Source organism: Aquiflexum sp. TKW24L (genome assembly GCF_023502205.1).
GTDB lineage: Bacteria > Bacteroidota > Bacteroidia > Cytophagales > Cyclobacteriaceae > Cognataquiflexum.
Genome location: NZ_JAMFLG010000005.1, coordinates 178,651 through 202,252, shown reverse-complemented (window position 1 = coordinate 202,252; position 23,602 = coordinate 178,651). Strand labels below are relative to the sequence as shown.

At 40.5% G+C, this 23,602-nt stretch carries 21 protein-coding genes; 6 read left to right on the top strand and 15 right to left on the bottom strand.

What is annotated here, in order from left to right; translation table 11 throughout:
- Positions 1–56 precede the first annotated feature (56 nt).
- From M3O96_RS05495 to M3O96_RS05445, 11 genes are all read right to left on the bottom strand, one after another.
- A complete protein-coding gene (locus tag M3O96_RS05495) occupies positions 57–731 on the bottom strand; it encodes a 3'-5' exonuclease (RefSeq protein ID WP_249719296.1) in 675 nt (224 codons plus the stop codon).
- Position 732: 1 nt separating this feature from the next.
- Positions 733–2,679 carry a DUF294 nucleotidyltransferase-like domain-containing protein gene (locus M3O96_RS05490; protein ID WP_249719295.1) on the bottom strand — a complete coding sequence of 649 codons (1,947 nt, stop codon included), beginning with the start codon at positions 2,677–2,679 and terminating at the stop codon, positions 733–735.
- Positions 2,680–2,827: 148 nt separating this feature from the next.
- On the bottom strand, positions 2,828–4,720 hold the full coding sequence (gene acs, locus M3O96_RS05485) for an acetate--CoA ligase (RefSeq protein ID WP_249719294.1): 1,893 nt from the start codon (positions 4,718–4,720) through the stop codon (positions 2,828–2,830).
- Between the two features lie 32 nt (positions 4,721–4,752).
- A complete protein-coding gene (locus M3O96_RS05480; RefSeq protein WP_249719300.1) occupies positions 4,753–5,109 on the bottom strand; it encodes a response regulator transcription factor in 357 nt (118 codons plus the stop codon).
- A complete protein-coding gene (locus M3O96_RS05475) occupies positions 5,084–7,843 on the bottom strand; it encodes a sensor histidine kinase (RefSeq protein WP_249719293.1) in 2,760 nt (919 codons plus the stop codon). The genes M3O96_RS05480 and M3O96_RS05475 overlap by 26 nt, the downstream gene beginning before the upstream one ends.
- A gap of 291 nt (positions 7,844–8,134) precedes the next feature.
- A complete protein-coding gene (locus tag M3O96_RS05470) occupies positions 8,135–9,820 on the bottom strand; it encodes a sodium:solute symporter family protein (RefSeq protein ID WP_249719292.1) in 1,686 nt (561 codons plus the stop codon).
- 21 nt (positions 9,821–9,841) lie between these two features.
- Entirely contained in the window at positions 9,842–10,105 is a 264-nt protein-coding gene (locus tag M3O96_RS05465) for a DUF4212 domain-containing protein (RefSeq protein WP_194973357.1), read from the bottom strand.
- Between the two features lie 14 nt (positions 10,106–10,119).
- Positions 10,120–11,562, bottom strand: coding sequence for a porin (locus M3O96_RS05460; protein ID WP_249719291.1), 1,443 nt, complete (start codon positions 11,560–11,562; stop codon positions 10,120–10,122).
- Between the two features lie 141 nt (positions 11,563–11,703).
- Entirely contained in the window at positions 11,704–12,126 is a 423-nt protein-coding gene (locus tag M3O96_RS05455; protein ID WP_249719290.1) for an IS1/IS1595 family N-terminal zinc-binding domain-containing protein, read from the bottom strand.
- A 134-nt stretch (positions 12,127–12,260) separates the two neighbouring features.
- Positions 12,261–13,043, bottom strand: coding sequence for a ZIP family metal transporter (locus tag M3O96_RS05450; protein WP_249719289.1), 783 nt, complete (start codon positions 13,041–13,043; stop codon positions 12,261–12,263).
- 79 nt (positions 13,044–13,122) lie between these two features.
- Positions 13,123–14,184, bottom strand: a complete 1,062-nt coding sequence (locus tag M3O96_RS05445; protein WP_249719288.1) for an FAD:protein FMN transferase — start codon at positions 14,182–14,184, stop codon at positions 13,123–13,125.
- 156 nt (positions 14,185–14,340) lie between these two features.
- On the opposite strand from M3O96_RS05445, the gene ruvB reads away from it, so the two are divergent.
- From ruvB to M3O96_RS05425, 4 genes are all read left to right on the top strand, one after another.
- Positions 14,341–15,375: a Holliday junction branch migration DNA helicase RuvB gene (gene ruvB, locus M3O96_RS05440; RefSeq protein WP_249719287.1), complete on the top strand. Its 1,035-nt coding sequence runs from the start codon at positions 14,341–14,343 to the stop codon at positions 15,373–15,375.
- A 33-nt stretch (positions 15,376–15,408) separates the two neighbouring features.
- Positions 15,409–16,341 carry a tRNA epoxyqueuosine(34) reductase QueG gene (gene queG, locus M3O96_RS05435; protein WP_249719286.1) on the top strand — a complete coding sequence of 311 codons (933 nt, stop codon included), beginning with the start codon at positions 15,409–15,411 and terminating at the stop codon, positions 16,339–16,341.
- Positions 16,342–16,388: 47 nt separating this feature from the next.
- A complete protein-coding gene (locus M3O96_RS05430) occupies positions 16,389–17,561 on the top strand; it encodes a hypothetical protein (protein ID WP_249719285.1) in 1,173 nt (390 codons plus the stop codon).
- A 145-nt stretch (positions 17,562–17,706) separates the two neighbouring features.
- Positions 17,707–17,844, top strand: a complete 138-nt coding sequence (locus M3O96_RS05425) for a hypothetical protein (RefSeq protein ID WP_249719284.1) — start codon at positions 17,707–17,709, stop codon at positions 17,842–17,844.
- 83 nt (positions 17,845–17,927) lie between these two features.
- Here M3O96_RS05425 and M3O96_RS05420 read toward each other — a convergent pair whose 3' ends face one another.
- From M3O96_RS05420 to M3O96_RS05405, 4 genes are all read right to left on the bottom strand, one after another.
- On the bottom strand, positions 17,928–18,947 hold the full coding sequence (locus tag M3O96_RS05420) for a hypothetical protein (RefSeq protein ID WP_249719283.1): 1,020 nt from the start codon (positions 18,945–18,947) through the stop codon (positions 17,928–17,930).
- A 9-nt stretch (positions 18,948–18,956) separates the two neighbouring features.
- The gene (locus tag M3O96_RS05415; RefSeq protein ID WP_249719282.1) at positions 18,957–19,304 is read right to left on the bottom strand and encodes a hypothetical protein; all 348 of its coding nucleotides are present in this window, start codon (positions 19,302–19,304) and stop codon (positions 18,957–18,959) included.
- Positions 19,305–19,353: 49 nt separating this feature from the next.
- The gene (locus tag M3O96_RS05410) at positions 19,354–20,496 is read right to left on the bottom strand and encodes a DUF4221 domain-containing protein (RefSeq protein ID WP_249719281.1); all 1,143 of its coding nucleotides are present in this window, start codon (positions 20,494–20,496) and stop codon (positions 19,354–19,356) included.
- A 265-nt stretch (positions 20,497–20,761) separates the two neighbouring features.
- On the bottom strand, positions 20,762–20,953 hold the full coding sequence (locus tag M3O96_RS05405) for a hypothetical protein (protein WP_249719280.1): 192 nt from the start codon (positions 20,951–20,953) through the stop codon (positions 20,762–20,764).
- Between the two features lie 117 nt (positions 20,954–21,070).
- Between M3O96_RS05405 and M3O96_RS05400 the strand changes: the two genes are divergently transcribed.
- Positions 21,071–22,519 carry a BatD family protein gene (locus tag M3O96_RS05400; protein ID WP_249719279.1) on the top strand — a complete coding sequence of 483 codons (1,449 nt, stop codon included), beginning with the start codon at positions 21,071–21,073 and terminating at the stop codon, positions 22,517–22,519.
- Positions 22,512–23,588, top strand: a complete 1,077-nt coding sequence (gene aroC / locus M3O96_RS05395; protein WP_249719278.1) for a chorismate synthase — start codon at positions 22,512–22,514, stop codon at positions 23,586–23,588. Before M3O96_RS05400 ends, aroC begins: the two co-directional genes overlap by 8 nt.
- Positions 23,589–23,602: the final 14 nt, after the last annotated feature.

The following is a 23,602-nucleotide window of genomic DNA, read 5'->3' as shown; positions in this document are numbered from 1 at the left end:
CGACCCTTAATAATGGAAATTGTGATACTGGCATGATTCCACATAACCATACTTCCCTACCTCATCAACCCCCCAAAATCCTTGATCCCTTTTGTTTCAGCTATTTTGAGCAGTTTCATTAGCAACTGTGCTGTCACAAATGCATCTCCCGCAGCAGTATGCCGGTCCGTTAATTCAATCCCATATCTTTCACAGACCGCATCCAAAGAATATTCTTCCGCTTTTGCAGTGTCTGTATCATAATGCGGACCTTTCTCAAGACGCATAGCAAGGTATTTGGTATCAATTACAGGATTCAAAAATTCCTTAAAACCAAAAGGACGTAAGGTCTTTTCCAACATGGTCAGGTCAAATCCGATATGGTGCCCAACGATGATGTCAGCTCCAACATAAGTCAAAAAGTCTCTGCCAAAATCTTTCAATGGAGAAGTTTCGATGGAATACAAAATTTCATGCACTTTTACAGATTCTCTGTTTTGGATAGGTGCATCGAGGTACCTTTCCATACTTGTATCTACTTTCAGACTGTATCCTTTGAGTTTGATGGCGCCAAAAGATAAGATATGGTCAATTTTTGGATTGAAGCCTGTAGTTTCGGTGTCAAGGACCACAAATGAAAGTTGGGGTATCGTGCGGAGAGAAGGAATCTTTTTTTCAAAACCGAATTCATAATCCACAACGAAGGTTGATTTTGGTATTTTTTTGCCCAATAAAAAGTCAACCCATCCCATATCAGTTTGTAAAAAAGTCCAACTGAAACCGGATTCGCATGATCTTCTGCAGTTCATCAATGGGCGCAAAGGTGTTTTTCAACATCTGACGCTGAAGTTTTCCTAAGTCCTCAGGTTGGATATACCTGCCAGAGTTCCCTGATTTCAAACCTTCAATTGCCCGCATCCGCATCAGGATTTCATAGGCTTTTCCGGCTTCGATCAGCAGTTCGGTATAGTTTGGTTCTAGCTCAGCTAGTTTTTCAAACCGTTTGAAAGTATTGTTGATTCCCACGACACGGTGGCTGAGAACCAAGAGCCTTGCCATATCAGCCAAAGGCATCATCGCACGGAGTTTGATGTCGAATTTATCTTTCTGTTCCCCGGATTTTTCAACCAAAAAATTCCTGAAAAAACCCAAAGGTGGTGGATTGAGCAGTGCGTTTTTTGCAAGAAAATTCAGGAAAATAGACCGGTCTTTCACTTCCTGATAAATGTGGTCTGTAAGTTCTTCGGCTAATTTCTTATGACCATAAATGGGTCTGTAGTCAAAGAAAATGCTAGCATTTAATAAAGCCTGCTGATTTGGACTGAGGATCCAGTCTGAAAAGTAGGTTTTCCAAACCGAAATTGGCTGACACCATTTGGGATTGTTGGCCATCATATCAGCAGGGCATTGCTGAAATCCACAGGTTATCAATGCTTCAATCACTTCTTGGGCGATCAACAGCATGTAAGTCTGTGTCTCTTCCAGTTTTTCTTTTGGCACATTCTCAAACACGATGGCATTGTCAAGGTCTGTTCTGAGAAGTTGCTCTTCTCTACCTTCACTTCCCAAAGACAGAAAGCAAAATTTTACCTTTGAGGCTTCAGGATAGGAAGGGCTATGCTTTTTGACTGCCAATTGGACAGCCCGTTGGATAATGATGTCGTTGATTTCGGAAATGATATTTGCCACAAAATCCATGGAAACCTCATTTTCCAGGTAATACTTCAAAAGTCTTTCTGCGCGGTTGCGGATTTTGGCCATTTCAGCCACCTCCCATGTATTCATCAAGGCATTGATCAAGACTGCCGGACTGTTTCCTTGGGAAAGCAAAATGTCATGGTCTGAAAGGATTCCGGTCACTTTGCTTTGAAGGGTGCCATCCTCTGTAAAAATCAGGTGATGCAGCCTGTTTTTGATCATGGTAAGGTACAATTCAGCAAAACCTGCATCCTTTCTTTTGGTCAGTACAGGAGATGACATCAATTCTTCGACAGGAGTTTGGTAGCTTTTTTGTTGTGCTACAAGCTTGTTTCTGATATCCTTATCAGTAATTATCCCAATGGGAAATTGGTTTTGGTCCACGACCACGATAGATCCGACACCTTTTTCAGCCATTTTTTCGACAGCTTTTAGGATAGTGGTTCCTTTCAGACAAGTCAGGACATGGGGAGAAAAATTCAGGTCAGATTGCCCGGTAAAAATCATGAGTCCGTTATCCTTGGACAATTCGTTGAAATCCCTTCGCGCCTTTTGGGATTGGGAAAGATCAGTTCGGACGACCACCTGTCCCGAAGCAAATCCTGCTGCAAAGTAGAGGCTAACCCTGCTATTTTCATTCAGGATTTTCTCGAAAATAGCCACAGGAATAGCATAGAGCAAACTGTCTTCTTTGGCTTGGGCATTGAGGATATAAGGCCTTTTTCCAAGCAATGCCATTACCCCAAAGACATCCCCCTCATCACATACTTCAACGACACGGCTCTGACCCTCTTTATTTTCCGTAAGTTGCACAGAGCCCTCTTTCAGGACAAAAAAACAATCCTGTGCAGGATCACCCTGATTGAACAAATATTCCCCTTGGGCAAAGTACTTCACCTCCACTCCCTTTGCCACCAATCCCAATGATGTTTCATTGAGAAAAGTGAAGGGAGGAAACCTTTTTAGGAATTCCTTGACGCGGTTGACGATGACGTTGGCCATTGATTAGATACAAGATTTGAGACACAAGACGTGAGACTAAACCTGTTGAAATTTGCGAATCCTTGTTTTTAGGAGAAAAATCTATTCTCCCCAGGATCAAATCTCACATCTTAAGTCTCACATCTCAAGTCTATTTTCATACTTCGGATTATTTTCTCCCCAAGATAATTGCCGTCACCACCTCCGGATCGAGAAGGGTCGAGGTATCTCCCATATTGTCGGTGCTTCCTTCGGCCACTTTTCTGAGGATTCTTCTCATGATTTTTCCGGAACGTGTTTTTGGTAATCCCAATACAATCTGGATTTTATCGGGTTTGGCGATAGGCCCTATAATTTTGCTGACAGTCTCTTTGATTTCATTGATCAGGTTTTCCTCTGTCCTGTGGGTCATGTCGCAGATGACGTAGGCATAGATTCCCTGTCCTTTGACTTCATGAGGATATCCGACAACAGCTGACTCTATGACCAAAGGATGTTCGTTGATGGCATTTTCGACTTCGGCTGTTCCAAATCTGTGACCGGAGACATTGATCACATCATCTACTCTGCCGAGGATTCTGTAATACCCGTCGTGGTCTCTTTTGACGCCATCACCTGTAAAGTACATGCCTTTGTAAGTGGAGAAATAGGTTTGCTTGCAGCGCTCATGGTCTCCCCAAAGGGTGCGGATCATTGCCGGCCAAGGGTATTTGACACAAAGATTTCCCTCTACAGAATTCCCCGTCAACTCATTTCCCTCTGGATCTACGATTGCCAATTGGATTCCCGGTAAGGGCAAAGTTGCAAAAGCTGGTTTGGTCGGCGTGATACCTGCAATGGGAGAAACCAAGATTCCACCTGTCTCCGTTTGCCACCAAGTATCTACAATCGGGCATCTTGATTGGCCTATATGGTTATAATACCACCTCCAAGCTTCTTCATTTATAGGTTCGCCAACGGAGCCTAAAACTTTGAGCGAATCGAGATTATAAGGGGCAATTGGGTCTGTGCCATACGCTTGCAAAGCCCTGATGGCTGTAGGAGCGGTATAGAATTGGTTGACTTTGTGTTTTTCGATGACCGCCCAAAATCTTCCCGGATCGGGATAAGTCGGCACCCCTTCAAACATAAGTGTGGTCGCACCGGCCAACAAAGGACCGTAGACTATGTAAGAATGTCCTGTAACCCAACCAATGTCCGCCGTACACCAATAGACATCTCCAGGGGAATATTGGAACACGTTATCAAAAGTGTATTTGGTATAAACCATATAGCCTGCGGTGCTGTGAACCACCCCCTTTGGCTTTCCGGTAGATCCAGAAGTGTACAAGATAAACAATGGATCTTCGCTGTCCATTTCCTCAGCCACGTTACTGTCTTTCTCACCTACAATGACTTCATGCCACCAATAATCCCTCCCTGCCTTCATGGGTACTTCCTGACCGGTACGCTGACAGACAATCACCGTTTCTACAGAAGCCTTTTCTAACGCTTCATCTACGATGGCTTTGATGCCGATCTTTTTGTTGCCACGATAGTTTCCGTCGGAGGTCAAAATTGCTTTTGCACCACTGTCGTGAATCCTGTCAGTTAGCGCATTGGCACTGAATCCGGCAAAAACCACAGAATGGATCGCCCCTATTCTCGCACAGGCGAGCATCGCAATGGCGGCCTCCGGGATCATCGGCATATAAATGATCACCCGATCACCTTTTTGGATGCCTTTGGATTTCAATGCATTTGAAAATTGGCATACCTGATGATAAAGCTCCTTGTAAGAGATCTTTCTGACCTCTTCAGTAGGTTCACTTGGTTCCCAGATGATAGCTGTTCTGTCTCCGTAGGCAAAGAGATTTTTTTCGAAAATATTTTCAGTAAGGTTCAACTTACCATTTACAAACCATTGGATGTTTGGCCCTTCGAAGTCCCATTTCAACACTTTGTCCCACCTTTTTTTCCAATGAAATGAATCGGCGATTCTTGCCCAGAAACTTTCAGGTTCGGCTACTGACTTTTGGTATTCGTAGAAGTACCCGCTTAGGGTATGGATTCTATCGCTCATGCTATAATTATTTTAGGTTATCGAAATTGATTTTAATTCATAATTGACTTCACTTTGGAAACCAAGTCTTTATTTGAAAAGGGCTTGGTAAGGTAAAGATCTGCTCCTAGATCCATTCCTTTTTGAACATCCTGACGTTTACTTTTTGCGGTCAAAAAAACCACTTTGACTTCATTATTATTTTCTTTGATGTGCTTGCATACTTCATACCCGTCCACTTTTGGCATCATGATATCTAGAATCACCAAGTCAGGATGGTTTTCCTCTATAATCCCCATTGCCTCTTCTCCATCTCTGGCAATAAACACCAGGAAGCCTTCTTTCTTGAAAAGAAACTCCAATGATAGTAGGATATTCGGTTCATCATCTACAATCAGTATCTTGTTCATCATCGGTTTTTGATTGTAAAATTAAATTATGCTCAAACTGTAGAGGAAGAGTGAACTCAAAACATGTCATTCCGGACTCTTTGAATACCCTTATCTTGCCACCGTGATACTCAATGATTTTTTTTGAAATAGCCAAACCAAGACCACTTCCTATTGGCTTTTTACTTGTTTGGTTTTTGGCCTGAAAAAACTTTTCGAATATGTAAGGGGCTTCTTCCTCAGGGACTCCTTTTCCATCATCCAAAACCTGAAGATAAAGATCACGATCTTTCAGGAAAGTTTTGAGGACTATTTTATGTTTGGCAAACTTGGAGGCATTTGACAGCAAGTTTAGAATGACCTGCTTTATCCTGTCCTCATCTACCAACAATTGAAGGTCATCATATCCGATTTCAATGTTGAAATCAATGTTTTTTTCCTTGAAAACCTGCAACATGCTTTCAGTAGCTTGAAGAATGAGTATCCTGATATCAGATTTTTCAAGATTCAGTTCTTGCCTTCCTGAGTCAAATCTTTCCAAGTCCAAAACCTGATCAATCAATCGGGTCATTCTATTCGTTTCTTGGATGATTATATCCAAAAATCTTTTTTTGTCCTCTTCAGGAAGATCTTCGTCCAAAAGAATCTCTGAAAATGCCCTAATCGATGTGATCGGGGTTTTCATTTCGTGGGTCACTGTTGAGATAAATTCATCCTTGAGCATATCATTGAGTCTTAGCGTCTCATTCAATTTCTGGAGTTTTTCGGAAGCCTTTTTTAACTCCTTACTTTTTTGTTTCAATGCCATATTCAAACTTTTTAGCTCTTGGGTTTCTCTCAAAATCCCCAACACTTCTGCCATGCTGATCTCTTCTTCATGGACCACTGATGCGACCATGATCCTTGCTGATGCAGATCCAATGATTCCAGTCAGTAAGCGTTCGGAATAATTGACCAATTCAGGATCAGCGAAATTTTGAGTGCCAATCGTTCGACCCGTCCGGATTGAAAAATCCATTAACACCTCTTGGGTCTTTTCTTCACCTAAAAAATTATGAAGCAAAGCTTTCAAATCTGGTAAGTAGGCCTGTCCTTTCCATATAATTGAACTGTCCAGAGAAGTGCTGTATTTGAAAATATCCACAAATACCACTGCCTGATTGTGTTCTTTGGAAGTCTGGGTAGAAAATAAGGAAATGACTACATACAAAATAACATTGACCGAAAGGCTAAAAAATAGACCGTGGGTCACATAACTCATTTCCTGAAATCCAAACAATGATGTTGGTTTTAATCCACTGATACCAAAAAGCCCGTTTTGCAATATCCCTGGAGCGACGTATCCTGCTGTCACCATTGTAGGTATTACCAAGGTATAAAACCATAAAAGAAAACCTCCAATGATTCCAAACAATGCTCCCAAACGCGCGCCTTTCTTCCAAAATATACCTCCTATTATTGCCGGGGTAAACTGGGCAATGGCCACAAAAGAGATCAATCCAATGGATACCAATGAAAACTGTGTCGAGATCTCTTTATAATAAACATAAGCCAAAATAATAATTACAAAAATCGAAACCCTTCGGATCCGGAGTACAATTTTGCTTAGCTTATGTTGATACTTGACTTTCAGGTTATCATTGACCAGTAGGATGGGCATGATCAGGTTATTGCTGACCATATTGCTCAAGGCAATAGTTGATACTATAATCATACTGGTCGCAGCAGAAAATCCTCCCAAATAAACAATCATGGCCAACCAACCCTGGTTATAAGCTATGGGCAATGCCAATACAAAAGTATCTGCATCGACAGTACCCAAAGGGAATTGGACAAGGCCTCCCAAGGCAATAGGTAAAACAAAAACATTGATCAAAAGCAGATAAGCAGGAAAAAGCCACATGGCTTTGTCCAGATGCTTTTCGTCATTGTTTTCTATTACGCCCATCTGAAATTGTCTTGGCAAAAACAGAACAGCCATCATGGATAGAATACTCATCCAAAACCATTCTGAAATGCCATTTTCGCCCTGTAGTACAAACAAATGGTCTAATCCCCGTAATGATGCCTGCGAAATAATGTCTGCAAATCCATCAAAAACGAAATAAGTGACAAAAACACCCACGGTAATAAATGCAATCAATTTAAAAATAGATTCAAACGCCACTGCCATCACCATGCCCTCATGCTGGGCAGTAGCTTCAATGTCCCTAGTCCCAAAAAGCACGGTAAATAAAGCCAGGCCCATTGCCAAATAAAACGCAGTATCCTGATAAAAAGGATAAGAAATGAGGTTTTGACTCAACTCAGAATATTGGAGAATATCAAATGAATTGGCTACTGCCTTAATCTGTATGGAAGTATAAGGTAATATCCCCAACAGACAAAAAACCGTCACCACGCCTCCAAGAGTGATATTTTTGCCATAACGACTGGAAATGAAATCCGCTATGGAAGAAATATGTTGCACTTTGCTGATTCGTATAATTTTACGCATAACGACCCACCAAAGAGGGGCAACCAGACTCGGTCCGATATAAATCGCCAAAAACTCTATCCCATTGGTAGCCGCTCTACCAACCGAACCATAATAGGTCCATGCCGTGCAGTATACTGCCAGGGAGAGTGCGTAGATATATGGATTGGAAGATAATTTTTTGCCCCGCGACGCTGACCGCTCTGAATACCAAGCAATGGCAAATAACAATGCCAGATAGCCAAAAGTAAACGATATGATCAGCCCATTGCTAAGCATTGTTTTTTCTGTTTGTTTTTCTGATTACCAAATATGTTATCAAAATAAGTAAAACCCAGAAACCAAAAACCATCAAATACAATAACGGTATTCCCAAAATGATTGTAGGAATATTGTATATAGACAATACAGGATAGTTCATTAGAAACAGTCCTAGAAAAAATACTGCCCATAAGTATTGGCTTTTGAGTGTGTCTTTCATAATTCGTATTTGAATGAATTTTAAGTACCCAAAAAGGGGAACTCCAACAATCCAATGCCGGAGTCCCTTTTATTTTTTCAGTATAATTATCAATGCTCTTGCGCTTTGCCAGCTCCCCTTGGGATCCTGATTTCCTGGATCATATCCTGGACGTGCTGCGGTGGAGCTGGAGTAACTTTAGACACCACAAAACACACTACAAAGTTGATCAGCATACCCAAAGAACCAATGCCTTCGGGAGAGATGCCAAACCACCAATGTTCGACATTATTCAATTCTGGACTGACAAATTTGAAATAACTGATATAAAGAATTGTAAAAATGAGCCCTGATACCATTCCGGCTATTGCCCCTTCCTTGTTCATTCTGCTGGAGAATATCCCCATGATGATCACCGGGAAGAAGGAAGCGGCCGCCAATCCAAAGGCAAAAGCAACCACCTCAGCCACAAATCCGGGAGGGTTCACTCCAAAGTATCCTGCCAAAACCACGGCTCCACCCGCAGCGATACGGGCAATTCTCAATTCTTTTTTCTCGGACATATTGGGACTGAATGTCCTAAACAAATCCCTTGAAACGGATGTGGAAATGACGAGTAACAATCCTGCAGCTGTAGATAAAGCCGCAGCCATGGCTCCGGCCGCTACTAGACCGATAACCCAGCTTGGAAGCTGTGCGATCTCGGGATTAGCCAATACCATGATGTCCTTGTCGATGGTCAGTTCATTTTTTTCTTTGTCCGCAACATACTGCACAATACCGTCCCCGTTTTTGTCATTTACGACAATGAGGTTGGTTTTCTGCCAATTTGCTACCCATACCGGAAGGTCATTGACTGGTTTTTCGGCAACTGTATCGATGGCATTGTAGATCCCAAAAGCGGCAATCGCAGGAGCGGTAGTGTAAAGTATCGCAATAAATACAAGTGCATATCCTGCGGACAGCCTTGCGTCTTTGACCCTAGGAACAGTGAAAAACCGGACAATGACATGGGGAAGACCTGCAGTACCCACCATCAAGGCAAGCGTAATGGCAAACATGTCAATCATTCCTTTTCTTCCTGAAGTGTATGCCGCAAATCCCAATTCCGTCAATACGCCATCCAGTTTATCCAAAAGGTGAGTCCCATCAGCCAAAGTACTTCCAAGTCCAAGTTGTGGAATGGGATTACCTGTCAACTGCATGGAAACGAAAATGGCGGGAACCATATAAGCAAATATCAGCACGCAATATTGCGCCACCTGGGTATAAGTGATTCCTTTCATTCCCCCCAAAACGGCATAGAAGAAAACGATACACATACCGATGATTACCCCGGTATTAATATCCACCTCAAGGTACCTCGAGAAAACTATCCCCACGCCACGCATCTGACCAGCGACATAAGTAAAAGAAATGAATAGTGCGCAGATTACTGCCACGACCCTTGCTTTGTTAGAATAATACCTATCTCCTACAAAATCAGGCACAGTGAATTTTCCGAATTTTCGAAGGTATGGAGCTAATAGCAGCGCAAGTAATACATATCCTCCGGTCCAGCCCATCAGGTAAACCGATCCATCATAGCCCGAAAAGGAAATGATTCCCGCCATGGAAATGAAAGAAGCCGCGGACATCCAGTCAGCTGCTGTTGCCATACCGTTGGCAAGGGGAGAAACTCCACCTCCGGCAGTATAAAATTCTTTGGTTGACCCTGCACGGGTGTATATCGCTATCCCGATATAAAGGGCAAATGAAGCACCGACAAGTATATATGTCCAAGTTAAGATATCCATGTTATTTTGATTTTTTAGGGGTTATTCTTCGTTGACGTCAAATTCTTTGTCCAGCTGATTCATTCTGTAGACATATACAAAAATCAGCACTACGAAAGCGTAGATAGACCCCTGCTGGGCAAACCAGAATCCGAGCTTAAAACCACCAATTTTGATTTGGTTGAGTTGTTCCACCAGTAGGATACCGAATCCAAAAGAAACAATAAACCAGATGACTAATAGGATAAGCAGGGTTCTGAGGTTCTTTTTCCAGTAAGCCTGCATTTTGAGTTTGTTTTCTGACATAATACTTTGGGTTTTTATAGGAATAAATGCGTTTGAAGTATGAATTCACTTGCCGAACTGCTTTTGATAAAATTCTCAAAAACGGGACGGGTACTGTATTGAAGTGTGATTTTTGCCTGATGTCCATTTAGGTAATAATTGATGCCCAGGTCATATTGGAAAGTACTTTCGTCAAAGTAATCAAAATCTTTATAAGTAAAAGCTCCGAAAGGCTGAAGTCTCCCATGGTCTCCCAAAATACTCTTGGGCAGTAGAAACCCTGTTTGGGAATAAAAAATATTTCCAGTCCCAATGGTTGGCTGGGCATTCCCCGGTCCATTTTGGCTTGTCCCCGCTCCGAAACCTATATTCATAATTCCAATATTTCTAAGGTAATTGGGCCCAAAATTATAATTATAAAAAACCGCATAGGAAGTCAAAGCTGTACCCGAAGCCGGATTGATCGGAATATCCAAAAATGCATCCAGACCAAATAGTGTGATATCATGGTAGTTTACTGTACCATCACTACCTCTAGATGAAGTAGCGTCTGCATGATGATGCCAACCTCCTCCAATGTTAAAAATTTTCTTGGTCCCAAGGTACGATCCCACAAAAAAGGGCAGTTTGTTGTTTTCTTTCTCCAAAAACTGATAAGCAATATACCCTTGGGTAGCCCAGTTTTCATTGACCACATTTGCTGCGATAGGTCTTTCCCTATTGTTATCGAAGCTTCCCCCCATACCCACAGAAAATGGCTTATTGAGTGCAATCCTATAATCCCATTTTGCAATCTGACCTTTGGCATAAATTCCAAACTGACGTGCAAACTGATCTGTCAACTCTATCAACGGCCAGTTGAATATCGGCGCATCGACCGCCATAAAAGACAAGGTGCTGTGACTGGACAATCTCGAAATTCCATTCCAATAATGAAGTCCACTCCCGATGTACAACTCCTCGGTTACTTTAAATTCGGTCCATATATCATGAAAAAACAATTGGGATTTTTTGGCTGACATTCCGTTTGCTGTTCCGGTTCCTGTTTCAGGATTAACAGTCACAGGAATATTTCCAGGATTTCCAGTTGCGCCTCCACCAGGCACCCCGCCGCCCGTAAAGGTCTGATTGTTTATCCCAAAATGAGTCAATATCAAAAACCGGGGAGATACTTGGGCATAAGCCAAAAATCTAGCTCTGCGGATTCCAATATCAGTGGAGCTGTTTTTCGGATTGCCATTCACTCCGAGGGTTCCTGGATTATTTTCTGTTGACCTCATCCACATTTGATTCCAGATCAGGAACCTGACATATTTAGATCCATCATCACTGAGTTTGAGTAAGAGAGGCTTATAGGTGTGGTCAAATAACATCTCATCTTTCTGGGTCATAAAAGATGCAAGAGAGTCTTGGCCATATCCTGGCAACACTACCAACCAAAAAAAGAAAAGGCACAAATAATAAGAGCGGGAAAACATAATCATTTGGGTTTGTTGCAATTGAATCTTATAGCGTTGTCACCGCCATAAGATGCACACAAGTTGAAAAGTTGAATTTCAAATAAAAAAAGAGAGATATATTTTTGTTAATTAGATATAGTAAACAACATTATCTTCTGATCATCTATTTTTAAACCGCTCCCATTTAATAATCATAAACTTATCGCCAAGTTCAGTTATCAACATACCCGTATCTGTAAGGTTTTCCTTTAAGGCCATAAATTTGACCAATTCAGCATGATTCAATACTTTATAGGTTGGTCTGTAATCGTAGTTCTCCGGTGCTTTGATTTTATAAAGCTTGACCCAATTCATAACCGAAACATGGCTTACCCCAAGTATTCTTTCGATCTCTCTATAAGAGATTCCTTCAATATAAAGTTGTAAAGCCTTTACCACATAATATTTATCGATTGATTTACCCAGCTTATTGACCGTAAAGTGATAGCCGCAAACTTTACACTTAAACCTTTGTCTTCCGCCTATTACACCACTTTTGGCTACCTTAGTATGGTCACATTTGGGACATATTGCCTTTTCCATATATGCTAATTTGGGTTTGGTATATCATTTTAGCGAAAGTATACCATATTAGCAACATATAATATTTTAGAAAGAAAAAAATAATTATTCAGAATAAAATATTGCCTTTCATGTTATCGGCAGTATTTAACCTATTAAAGAAGCATTTCCAACAAAACAGCCAATCCGAAAGCCAGGATACTGATCAGAACTTTGTTAAAGTAAAAACGGTGATCAGGACTGCTTTCAAAAAATATGGTCGTGGAGATGTGAAGAAATCCTCCCGCTACCATGCCATAAAATACATTCAATCCTTCCCTCCCTAGGATATTGCTTTCATACATATAGTTACTCAGGACCATGCCCATCGGGGATGCAAAAGCAAAAACCACCAAAAGCGCAAAGACCCATCTCTTTTTAATACTTACCATCAATACCGCCACCAAAGCAAATGCTTCAGGACCTTTGTGTAACAGAATTCCAAAAAGCAGGTTGTTGCTTCCATGATGGTGGTGACTATGACCTGCGTGCTCATCATGTTCATGTAAATGGCCTGCCAATGATCCATCTTCTGTCAATAATGTTCCTTCCAAAAAAGCATGTAAAAACAATCCGATCATAATTGTCCAGACTCCAACCTGCATCCCATGATGCTGATGGTCAGGATGATGAATATGGCCATGCTCAACCCCAGTGGACAAAAGCGCCAGAATCTGCTGCAATAAAAAGCCCAACAGAATGTAAAAGCCCATCTTGGTGGGGTCAGAGGATTCTACAAATAGTTCAGGAAGGATGTGAAGTACAGTAATGGCGAACAAGTAAGAGCCCGCAAAGACTAACACCAACTTGAAGTAGCGCTCATCCCATCTTGGGATAAAATATGCCAAGCAGCCTGCCAACAAAGCAGTGAAGAACAAAATCAGGAAATTAAATGTCATATTAAAGTAGGCTCTCCTTCATGTTGTACAAGATTATTGAAGGAAGTTTAATTTGATTTTTCGAGGATGAGTTCTGCTTTTAATCCTGTGGAAAGGACAAAAATGGCTTTATGCCCTCGCTTGCATAAGATTTCAACTGTCCGGTAGAATCACTATAAATAAGAAATATTTCAAACAGGCCTTGGTTCTTTTGAAGTTCTATCGCCTTATCAGTTCCCATTACCATCAGCGCGGTTGCATAAGCATCAGCTGTCATACAGTCATTCGCCAAAACTGTAGCGCTCAAAAGGTTGTGATTGACTGGTCTGCCGGTGGCGGGATTGATGGTATGGGAAATTTTAATTCCTCCTGATTCATAATAATTTCTGTAATTGCCCGAAGTGGCCATTCCCTGATCCTTCAAAGCCACAATGCTGTACAAAGCGTCAGCCCTTCCGAGTTCTTCGGGACGGTTGATCCCAACTTTCCACAACTCCCCTTTCTCATTCACTCCTCGGGCAACGAGTTCGCCTCCTATTTCTACAAGCAGATTCTCAATTCCTTTATCCATCAAAAAATCGGCAACCACATCTACGCCATAACCTTTTGCAATAGCGCTGAAGTCTAGATACATCCCCGGTTTTATCTTTCGTACACTTGCAGAATCAAATACGATTTTATCAAAACCAACCAATTCCAAGATTGTGTTGATGTTTACACTGTCTTTCAACTGAGGACCTTCCGGCCCAAATCCCCAAAGGTTCACCAAAGGTCCGACCGTTGGGTCAAATGCACCTTCTGTGATTTCGTATATGACTTTGCTGCTTTGGAGAATTGGAAGGAAATATGGCAATCCAAAAAACAAAGTATCGCCTTTGTTAAATTGGCTGAGTTCTGAATCTGGGATGTAAGTCGAAAGCGACTGGTTGAACACAAGCAATAAAGAATCTATACTTGACGTGAAATCCCTTTCTTCTGTGTCTAAATAATTTATATTGTAAGTTGTGCCCATCGTATTCCCTGCAAGTGTCACTTTGCCGGATGTTTTTTCTACCATTTCCTCAACAGGTTTTTGCTGGTTTTGACGGTAGAGGTAAACTATGGCCACCAAAAGCAAAAGAATGATGGAATAGATAATGTTCTTATTGGCGTTGCTTCGCATATAAAAGAGCAATTTTTCGAAAGTTAAGGGTAATTTTCCAAATTAAGTTCTAAAAATACAATTATTTGCAATTTTGTTGCAAATACTGTTTGGGTCTTAATTTACCTTTTTGCCTTGGGCTTATTTTCTATATTTGTAATCGTTGATTGCTGAGCTATGAGAGAAGATTACCTGAGTGGGGACAAAGAAAAATTGAATTCATCTGACAAGGAAATTGAGAAGGCTTTGAGGCCTTTGAGTTTTGATGACTTTACCGGTCAATTCAAAATAGTCGAAAATCTGAAGGTTTTTGTTTTGGCAGCAAAACGAAGAAATGAACCTTTGGACCATGTACTTCTTCATGGCCCTCCAGGCTTAGGCAAGACTACGCTTAGCTACATCATTGCCAACGAATTGGAAGCTGGCATCAAAATAACTTCAGGTCCGGTGTTGGACAAACCATCAGATTTGGCTGGTCTGTTGACCAACCTTGACGAAGGAGACGTACTTTTTATAGATGAGATCCATAGGCTCAATCCCATCGTGGAGGAATACCTCTATTCGGCCATGGAGGATTTCAGGATTGACATCATGCTGGATTCCGGGCCAAATGCCCGTTCAGTGCAGATTTCCCTCAATCCCTTTACCCTGATCGGTGCAACAACAAGATCGGGATTATTGACTTCACCGCTTCGCGCAAGATTTGGGATCAATTCAAGGTTGGAATATTATGATGCAAAGCTATTAACAGATATCGTCGAAAGATCTGCGGGTATCCTCCAGACTCCCATTGACGCAGTCGCAGCTTATGAAATCGCGAGAAGAAGCCGCGGAACACCAAGGATTGCCAACATGCTGTTGCGCAGGACTAGGGACTTTGCCGAGATCAAAGGAAACGGAACTATTACCATGGAAATCGCCAAAATTGCCCTAAAGGCATTGGATGTGGATGAAAATGGCTTGGATGAAATGGACAACAGAATCCTGATGACCATCATCGAGAAATTCAAAGGAGGTCCGGTAGGGCTTTCTACTATTGCCACCGCATGCAGTGAAGAGGCAGAAACAATTGAGGAAGTATATGAGCCGTTTTTGATCCAAGAAGGCTACCTTAAAAGAACTGCGAGAGGAAGAATGGCAACCGAACTAGCCTACAAGCACCTGAACCTTAAACCGAATTTTGGGGCAAGCAGCGGCAGTTTATTTGAATAAGGACTTTTATCTTATTCCTTCTGATGTGAAATTGTGGACCAGCTCCAAGAAAAATACAGCCAAATCATAAAGACCCAGGCCAAAAACCTGGGCTTTGATTTTTGTGGCATCGCCAAAGCTGAATTTTTGGAAGAAGAAGCACCTAAACTCGAAGCTTGGCTCAACCAAAACTATCAAGGTGAGATGGCTTACATGACCAACCATTTTGACAAAAGACTGGATCCGACCAAACTAGTCGAAGGTGCCAAAACTGTGGTCAGTTTGGTCTACAATTACTTTCCAAAAAAGGAATTGTTCCAAGAAAAAGAAGACTTCAAAATCGCCAAATACGCCTATGGGCAGGATTACCACCATGTCATCAAAGACAAGCTGAAAGTACTGCTCGAAAACCTGCGCCAAGAAATCGGCGAAATTGGCGGAAGGGCCTTTGTGGATTCCGCACCTGTGATGGAGCGTCAGTGGGCCCAAAAATCAGGTTTAGGTTGGTTGGGAAAAAACAGTCTTTTGCTCAATAAGGAAATGGGTAGTTTCTTTTTTTTGGCTGAATTGGTCATCGACCTCGAGGTAACTCCGGACCCGCCGATATTGAAAGATTATTGCGGTACCTGTACCAAATGTATCGATGCCTGCCCGACGGAGGCCATTGTCCAACCCGGTGTCGTGGATGGATCCAAGTGCATTTCGTATCTGACGATCGAGCTCAAAGAAAATATCCCTGCTGCTTTCAAAGGCAAAATGGAAAACTGGATTTTCGGTTGCGACATCTGCCAAAATGTATGTCCATGGAACAGATTCTCAAAACCTCACCAAGAACCACTTTTTGAGCCCAAACCGGAATTGGGAGAAATGACCAAACAGGATTGGAAAGAAATTACGGAAGAAACTTTCAATAAGGTTTTTGCAAAATCTGCGGTAAAACGGTCTAAGCATTATGGATTTATAAGGAATATAGTCTTCCAAAAGTGATCCTAGATTTTTTAATCCATGTACCTTTGATTAAACAATCTGTCATCATGAAGATTTTTGAAGTTACCTCCGGAAAACTGGAAAAGGATTTTCTGGAAGTTCACGTTCTCCTCAACAAGCCCTATCCCAATTGGATCAGGCCATTGGATGTGGATGTGATGTCAGTTTTTGATCCAAAAAAAAACAAACTTCTATCAAAATGCGAGGCCATACGATGGGTATTGAAAGATGATCAGGGTAAGCTCATTGGTAGGATTGCCGCTTTTGTCAATAAAAGATACACCAACAAAGGAGATGATGTCCCTGTTGGCGGATTCGGATTCTTTGATTGCATAGATGACCAAAAGGCTGCGGACTTACTTTTTGATACTGCCAAAAACTGGCTAGAGGCAAGGGGAATGCAGGCCATGGACGGGCCGATCAACCTCGGCGACCGGGACAAATGGTGGGGATTATTGGTAGATGGCTTTCATCCGCCGATCTACAACATGAATTACAATCCACCTTATTACCAAAAATTTTTTGAATCCTATGGCTTTCAAAATTTCTATGATCAGATATGTTGGAGTCTTTCCGTGGCGCAAGAAGCACACCAATTGGATCCAAGGTTTTATGAAGCCCATCAGAAATTTTTTGGAAATCCTGATTTTAAGGCGGAGTACCTCAAAAAAGACAACTTGGAAAAGTATGCCAAAGACCTGTCTACAGTTTACAATAAGGCTTGGGCAAACCATCAGGGCAACAAGGATATCTCACCGGAACAGGCCTTGAAGTTGTTAAAAACCATCAAACCGGTCTTGGATGAAAAACTGATTTGGTTTGTCTACCACAAAGAAGAACCTGTCGTGATGTGGATCAACCTCCCGGACATCAATCAGATCATCAAGCACCTTGATGGGAAGTTTGGCTGGTATTCTAAACTGAAATTTTTCATGATCAAAACCTTTGGGAAAAATGAGAATTTCGTGGGTTTGGTATTCGGTGTGGTACCGGAGTTCCAAGGCACCGGTCTCGACTATTACATGATCGTGGAGGCCGAAAAAGTCATCAAATCCACTACTTCCTACAAAAAGCTGGAGCTGTATTGGCAGGGTGACTTCAATCCCAAAATGCTGAATATCTCAAAAAACCTCGGGGGAAAACACTTTAGGACCTTGGTCACTTACCGGTATTTGTTTGATAGAAATAAGCCATTCGAAAAGCATCCTGTGTTGTTGTAATACTCCCTATTTTATATTTTTGAATATCTTTGTACTTTCTTAATAAAACCGACTTAATTATGAACCTGCAATATATTTCAGACAACAGAGGTAAATATTTAATCCCATTCAGCAATGGGAATTGCTAAAATCAAAATTCAAAGGATTGGAAGAAGTAGTACTTGGTGAGCAATCGAAAGATGAGATACTACAAGGCTTGCAGCAAGCGGTTGAAGAAATGAATCTGATCAAAAAAGGAAAATTAATGGCCCGTGAGGCAAAAGACTTGTTGAATGAGTTATAGAATTAAGCTGATAAAAAATTGATAGAATAAAGAAAGCCCCTAGCATCAGACGTTTAACTACACCCAATTGGGGGACAATTTACTTATTGAAATTCCTTGATTGGACTTATTTCCAAAACTGATTTGTCAGCAATGTCCAATGAAAAAATGTTTCCTTTCTGATCAAATTTGAATGGTATTTTATTGCTATCGAATTTGGAATACTTTTTATTTTTTACATTATATGCCATAAGCTTAAAATCAAAACTCAGTTTGTCAAGCTTGACTTCATCATAGATTTTATTGATCGTAAACAAATTGTCCTGATAGAAATAAAAATCCTTCACCTCGTTTTTCAGCATTGACAATTTTGTCTGAACAGGCATGCTCATGAACTCTTGAGGACTTAATCCGTCAGCTAAATCTTTGAAAGTAAGATCAAAATGCGGGTTTTTTGGTAAGGAAAAGGTTTCCAATAACTTCCCTCCTGTACTTACCACCTGAAAAATTTTCTCGTAGGGAAAAAGTACATAGAAGTCTCCATCAAAAATTCTTACTAGTGTAGAATGAGGACCTATCACCACCGAACTCAGATAAAAGTTATTAAGCGTTTTATTGTCAAGATTGTATCTGTAGAAATATACCCTCTTTTTATCATCGGAAGAAATCAAAATCAGCGAATCATCGCTTTCGATAATGAAGCCAACAAAATAATGATAGTCAGGTATTCTAAGCCTTTCGGGAGCACCCAAGCTACTTTTACTATAATTTATTTTTCTGATTTGGTAAGGGTTTGTCTGAAGAAGGTAAAGACTATCACCTAGTGAGAAAAACCCTACCGGCAGTTCTCCTGACAATTTAAATCCAAATTCGGTTTTGATAAGGTCTTGCGAGATGATCTCACTGATTTTTTGATTGTTTTGATAGATTTTTATTTTTGTTTTCCAATCACTAAGAACCAAAAAAGTATCCTCTTTGTAGGACACATCCCATTGGTCATAATTTTTATAATCTTCAAGATATGTGCTGTCCCGCAGTTGATATTCCTGAGGATCCTTTTGATTGCAGGAAAAACAAATTATCAATAGAAATTGTATAGCGGTTATAAATTTAGAAATCTTCATATTTTTATATTAGATTACTCCTACACTTTCGTATTCGCCATGTTGATTTTTTGAAAACAACAAAACCGAATGTGAACCCTTAAAATAGCTTTTAAAAATCCCTTGTTTATCATGATAAAAATTTGGTCTGATCCCGTCCAATAGAATTTTTCCCTTTTTTTCTGAGTTTGATAGAATAATGACAAAGCTCTCAGGTTGATTTTTTATTAAATCACGGACTTTAGATTTTTGGATTTGAAAACATGTCGAGCATTTATCCAGATCTGCGATTATTATTTTTTCGAAGTTTAATGAAGAGATTTCGACTTGTTCCAGTAAATTTTTAAATCTATCCGATTCTAACATGTCGGAATTCATGGATGGGTTACAGCCTACAAAGAACAAAAGAAACAAGAAAGGAGTCAGATTATTTAATAATTTGAAAGACATCATATTCAATAAAATCTTCAGTTAAATTTTCGAAATTAGGATTGATTTTTGGAATATATATACCGTCAGGACCAAAAAATAATACTCTCGGATCATATTTTTTCCCTTTAAAAACCGTCTTTCCAAGTAAATTCCCATTTTTATCCCCACTGATTATTTCAAAATCTCTAATTAAAAACAAGTTTCCTGTAAGAACTTCATCTACAGGGAGGAACTTGATTCTATGAATATGACCGGAGTGATTATCAAAAACTACTTTGCCATATTGAATAGAATTGGCTTTAGATTTTTGAGTTTCTTCATTGGACATTTCTAATCCAGGCTTTACTTTAATCAAATCCCCATCCCCCCAAAAAAATGATAGAGTTGATATCAAATTGTCTTCATCCTCAAAAACGTATGAAATAGAATCTGAGAATTTCCATGAATAAATTGTTTCATTTTCGCTCAATTTAATTCTATTGACGCCATAAGTGTAAGCGGGAGTGTTTTGGAGGGTTTTTGGTTTTACTATAGTTGAATCTGGATAAATTTCACCACTGTAAATATCAAAAATGAATTCGTGTATAAAATTGTCTTGTATCATTTCTTCGTCAAACCCGGGTAGGATTTGAAAAAAAAGCTTTTTACCAAAAAAGTAGGTGGGCATAGAAGGAATGCTTGCGTGATTGATAATCCCATACATTCCTGCAAATGAATTATTCACAGTTAATGTTGACCTATAGTTTCCTTCAAAATTGAAAATTTTTACATTATTAATTCTAAACTGGGAAAAAGTGAAAATGGTATCATTATTATAAAAATGGAATCCATACAATTTTTGAATCCCGGTTTCACCTTCGGCAGGTATATATATTCTATGGAATAGATTTTCAGTTGTCAGATTATAAAAATCCAACGAGTTATTCGGTTGATTTAATACGATTAGGGTGTCATTTCTAACCTGAAAGTTGTAGAATTCATAAGTTGATTTTTCATCTAAAGGTATCTTAACTGTTTTTGAAAATTCTAATAGATTTATAGTCTTGATTTTATTTTCGCTTTGGTTATTACAAGACATAACCACTACTACAAAAACAAATAATTTAAAAGGTAAAGAAAGATTGATTTTTATTTTCATAGAAAAATCAACCCAAACTTAATTTGGGTTAATTGGTAAAAGTTTAACAAATAATATGGATTTCATGACAACCCGATCCAGAGCCTTTTTTTGGTGCGTTTTGAACTTATGTTGATTTAAAAGTCAATAATCTAAAATTTTAATGCTCTTTGATTGTCGGCTGCATTTAGTCTTAGAAGCATTTTTTTCATGAAATCAACTTCAAAAAACTCCAAGGATATTAAGTATTTAAAATAAAAAAGCCCCAAACTCGGGGCTTTTTGCTTTAACCGGCAAGGCTAATGAAATATTTATCAAGGACGGGTTCGTATTTTGTTGAAAACTTCCTATAACACCAATCCCTAAATTCGTGTATCTCTGTCGGCATCAGAAGGTTCAGTGCTTTGCGCAACTCCTTCTCAAACAATCTTCTGTCAAAACTGACTTTCATTAAGATGATTTTCACGTATTCCAGCATATTTCAAAGAATTTATAATAAATGATTAAACAGCGTGTTTGTTAATACGACATGTAATTTGGTTTGTTGCGTTTAAAATATAAAGCTAATTTGCAACCCATTAGTAGTCATACCAACATGAGTAAAACGATAGTAAGCGCTATTCTTGTATGTTTATTTCTTTTTATTTCTTTGGGCGCTTTTGCCCAAGAAGTGGCCATCGAATTAGGACCGGATGAAATAGCACTCAACGAGACTTTCAGCATCAAGGTGACCATTGCCAATGACAAGATCAAATCCTATGATGAGTTCCCTGAAATCGCCGGATTTCAGAAGCAAGGCCTTTCCCAATCATCTTCCATGAATGTAATCAATGGACAAGTCAGCAGTACGAGCAGCATCATTCAATATTATAAGCCGACCAAAAAAGGAGTCATTGCCATTGGAAGGTTCAGCATCAAAATCAATGGCAATGACTATGCCTCCCCCGGAAAATCAGTCACTGTAGTCGACGCACGGGCAGCACAGCGACAGCCAAACCAATCAGATCCATTCAGCGATATTTTTGGGGGGACGAGAGAAGAACCCGAATTTATCGAAATTGAAGACGATGCATTTTTTGCTTCATCTGTAGACAAAGAGGAGATATATGTTGGGCAGGGATTCAATGTAAGTCTTGCATTTTATATGTCAGAGACCAATCAGGCGCCGTTTCAATTTTATGAACCGGGCAAGCAGTTGGATGCCATCCTAAAAAAAATGAAACCCTCCAATGCTTGGGAAGAAAACTTCAACATCACCAATATCCAGCCTGAAAGGGTGACTTTCAATGGCAAAAGTTGGATCAAATACAAAGTATATGAAGCGACTTTCTTTCCCTTTTCAGAAGGTGAAATTACGATCCCCCCTATTTCTTGGGAAATGATTAAGTACAAGGTGGCCAAAAATCCAACCTTCTTCGGGAGCAATCGGTTGGAGGATTTCAAAACCTTTACTTCATCCTCCAAAAAAGTAAAGATCAAACCTTTGCCTCCACATCCATTGAGAAATGAAGTCAGTGTGGGTAATTTCCAATTGAAAGAAAATATCACGGAATTTCAGGCCCAAACGGGCCAAGGGATCACCTATAATTTTGGAATCACCGGTGAAGGAAATATCAATTCTATTTCCCCTCCAAAAACCAAACAGATTCACCTGTTAAATACTTTCGACCCCAATGTCCGTCAGCAAGTCAACAGGGGAAATGGAAAAATTACAGGACTGAAGGAATATAGCTATTACCTGACGATCAATGAACCGGGAGAGGTGAAGCTTAAAGATTACTTTGAATGGATTTATTTCAATCCAAATCTGGAAAAGTATGACACACTCCGACCAAAAGCCATCCTAAATGTCACAGGGGAATCCAAAGTCAATCAGGCCATTTCCAACCAAAGATTGGGAGGAATCTATGATTTGATTGATGTGGAAAACAATGAGCTTTCAAACCAGAGATATAAGTACTATTTTTCAGTTTTTATCAATTTATTGTTGGTCGGTGCGGTGATACTGCTTGCCGTCCTGATTACTAGAAAAGGAAATGGGTAATTCATTTGGAAGGATATTTAGGATAAGCACATTCGGTGAATCTCATGGATTGGGTTTGGGTGTGGTGATTGAAGGCTGTCCGGCGGGTTTGCCGATCGATGAGGAATTTATCCGAAATGAAATGCAGCGAAGGAAACCAGGTCAATCCAAAATCACCACCCAAAGGAAAGAGGAGGACGAGTTTCAGATTTTGTCCGGAGTTTTTGAAGGAAAATCAACGGGTACGCCGATCGGATTGGTCATCATGAATACCGACCAAAAAAGTAAAGATTATAGCCATATCGCTGACAAATTTAGACCTTCCCACGCGGACTATACCTATTTTGAAAAGTACGGCATCCGTGATTATCGGGGTGGAGGCAGAAGTAGCGCAAGAGAAACTGCTGCTAGGGTAGCCGGAGGCGCGATAGCCAAAATGCTTTTGAGGCATTATGGTATCAGCATCCAAGCCTATGTCAGTCAAGTTGGCGACATGAAGCTGGAGAAAAGCTACCAGGATCTAGACCTGACACAAGCCGAGGAAAATATCGTGAGATGTCCAGATCCTGAAATGGCTGAAAAGATGATTGATTTCATCGATGAGGTCAGGAAAAGCAGGGACACCGTAGGTGGCATCGTGTCCTGTGTAGCGAAGGGAGTTCCTACAGGATTGGGTGAACCTGTTTTTGACAGGCTTCATGCCGAGTTGGGCAAAGCCATGCTGAGCATCAATGCCGTGAAAGGTTTTGAATATGGAAGTGGATTTGAAGGGGTGAAGATGCGCGGATCGGACCACAACGACGCTTATTATCAGGACGGAGATCGCGTCAGGACTAGGACAAATAATTCCGGTGGCATCCAAGGCGGAATCTCCAATGGAGAAGATATATATTTCAATGTGGCTTTCAAGCCTGTTGCCACCATTATGCAAGACCAAGAGTCGGTCAATGAATCAGGAGATTCCGTGACCGTGTCGGGCAAAGGCAGACATGACCCCTGTGTAGTTCCGAGGGCTGTTCCAATAGTAGAGGCGATGGCTGCTTTGGTATTGGCAGACTATTTATTGATCAGCCGCACAAACAAATTATAATTTAACCCTAACTG

Bases quoted from the DNA above. Each gene is read 5' to 3' on its own strand.
- M3O96_RS05495 (WP_249719296.1), bottom strand. From the start codon at position 731: ATGGGATGGGTTGACTTTTTATTGGGCAAAAAAATACCAAAATCAACC.
- M3O96_RS05490 (WP_249719295.1), bottom strand. From the start codon at position 2,679: ATGGCCAACGTCATCGTCAACCGCGTCAAGGAATTCCTAAAAAGGTTT.
- acs (WP_249719294.1), bottom strand. From the start codon at position 4,720: ATGAGCGATAGAATCCATACCCTAAGCGGGTACTTCTACGAATACCAA.
- M3O96_RS05480 (WP_249719300.1), bottom strand. From the start codon at position 5,109: ATGAACAAGATACTGATTGTAGATGATGAACCGAATATCCTACTATCA.
- M3O96_RS05475 (WP_249719293.1), bottom strand. From the start codon at position 7,843: ATGCTTAGCAATGGGCTGATCATATCGTTTACTTTTGGCTATCTGGCA.
- M3O96_RS05470 (WP_249719292.1), bottom strand. From the start codon at position 9,820: ATGGATATCTTAACTTGGACATATATACTTGTCGGTGCTTCATTTGCC.
- M3O96_RS05465 (WP_194973357.1), bottom strand. From the start codon at position 10,105: ATGTCAGAAAACAAACTCAAAATGCAGGCTTACTGGAAAAAGAACCTC.
- M3O96_RS05460 (WP_249719291.1), bottom strand. From the start codon at position 11,562: ATGTTTTCCCGCTCTTATTATTTGTGCCTTTTCTTTTTTTGGTTGGTA.
- M3O96_RS05455 (WP_249719290.1), bottom strand. From the start codon at position 12,126: ATGGAAAAGGCAATATGTCCCAAATGTGACCATACTAAGGTAGCCAAA.
- M3O96_RS05450 (WP_249719289.1), bottom strand. From the start codon at position 13,043: ATGACATTTAATTTCCTGATTTTGTTCTTCACTGCTTTGTTGGCAGGC.
- M3O96_RS05445 (WP_249719288.1), bottom strand. From the start codon at position 14,184: ATGCGAAGCAACGCCAATAAGAACATTATCTATTCCATCATTCTTTTG.
- ruvB (WP_249719287.1), top strand. From the start codon at position 14,341: ATGAGAGAAGATTACCTGAGTGGGGACAAAGAAAAATTGAATTCATCT.
- M3O96_RS05430 (WP_249719285.1), top strand. From the start codon at position 16,389: ATGAAGATTTTTGAAGTTACCTCCGGAAAACTGGAAAAGGATTTTCTG.
- M3O96_RS05420 (WP_249719283.1), bottom strand. From the start codon at position 18,947: ATGAAGATTTCTAAATTTATAACCGCTATACAATTTCTATTGATAATT.
- M3O96_RS05415 (WP_249719282.1), bottom strand. From the start codon at position 19,304: ATGAATTCCGACATGTTAGAATCGGATAGATTTAAAAATTTACTGGAA.
- M3O96_RS05410 (WP_249719281.1), bottom strand. From the start codon at position 20,496: ATGAAAATAAAAATCAATCTTTCTTTACCTTTTAAATTATTTGTTTTT.
- M3O96_RS05405 (WP_249719280.1), bottom strand. From the start codon at position 20,953: ATGCTGGAATACGTGAAAATCATCTTAATGAAAGTCAGTTTTGACAGA.
- M3O96_RS05400 (WP_249719279.1), top strand. From the start codon at position 21,071: ATGAGTAAAACGATAGTAAGCGCTATTCTTGTATGTTTATTTCTTTTT.
- aroC (WP_249719278.1), top strand. From the start codon at position 22,512: ATGGGTAATTCATTTGGAAGGATATTTAGGATAAGCACATTCGGTGAA.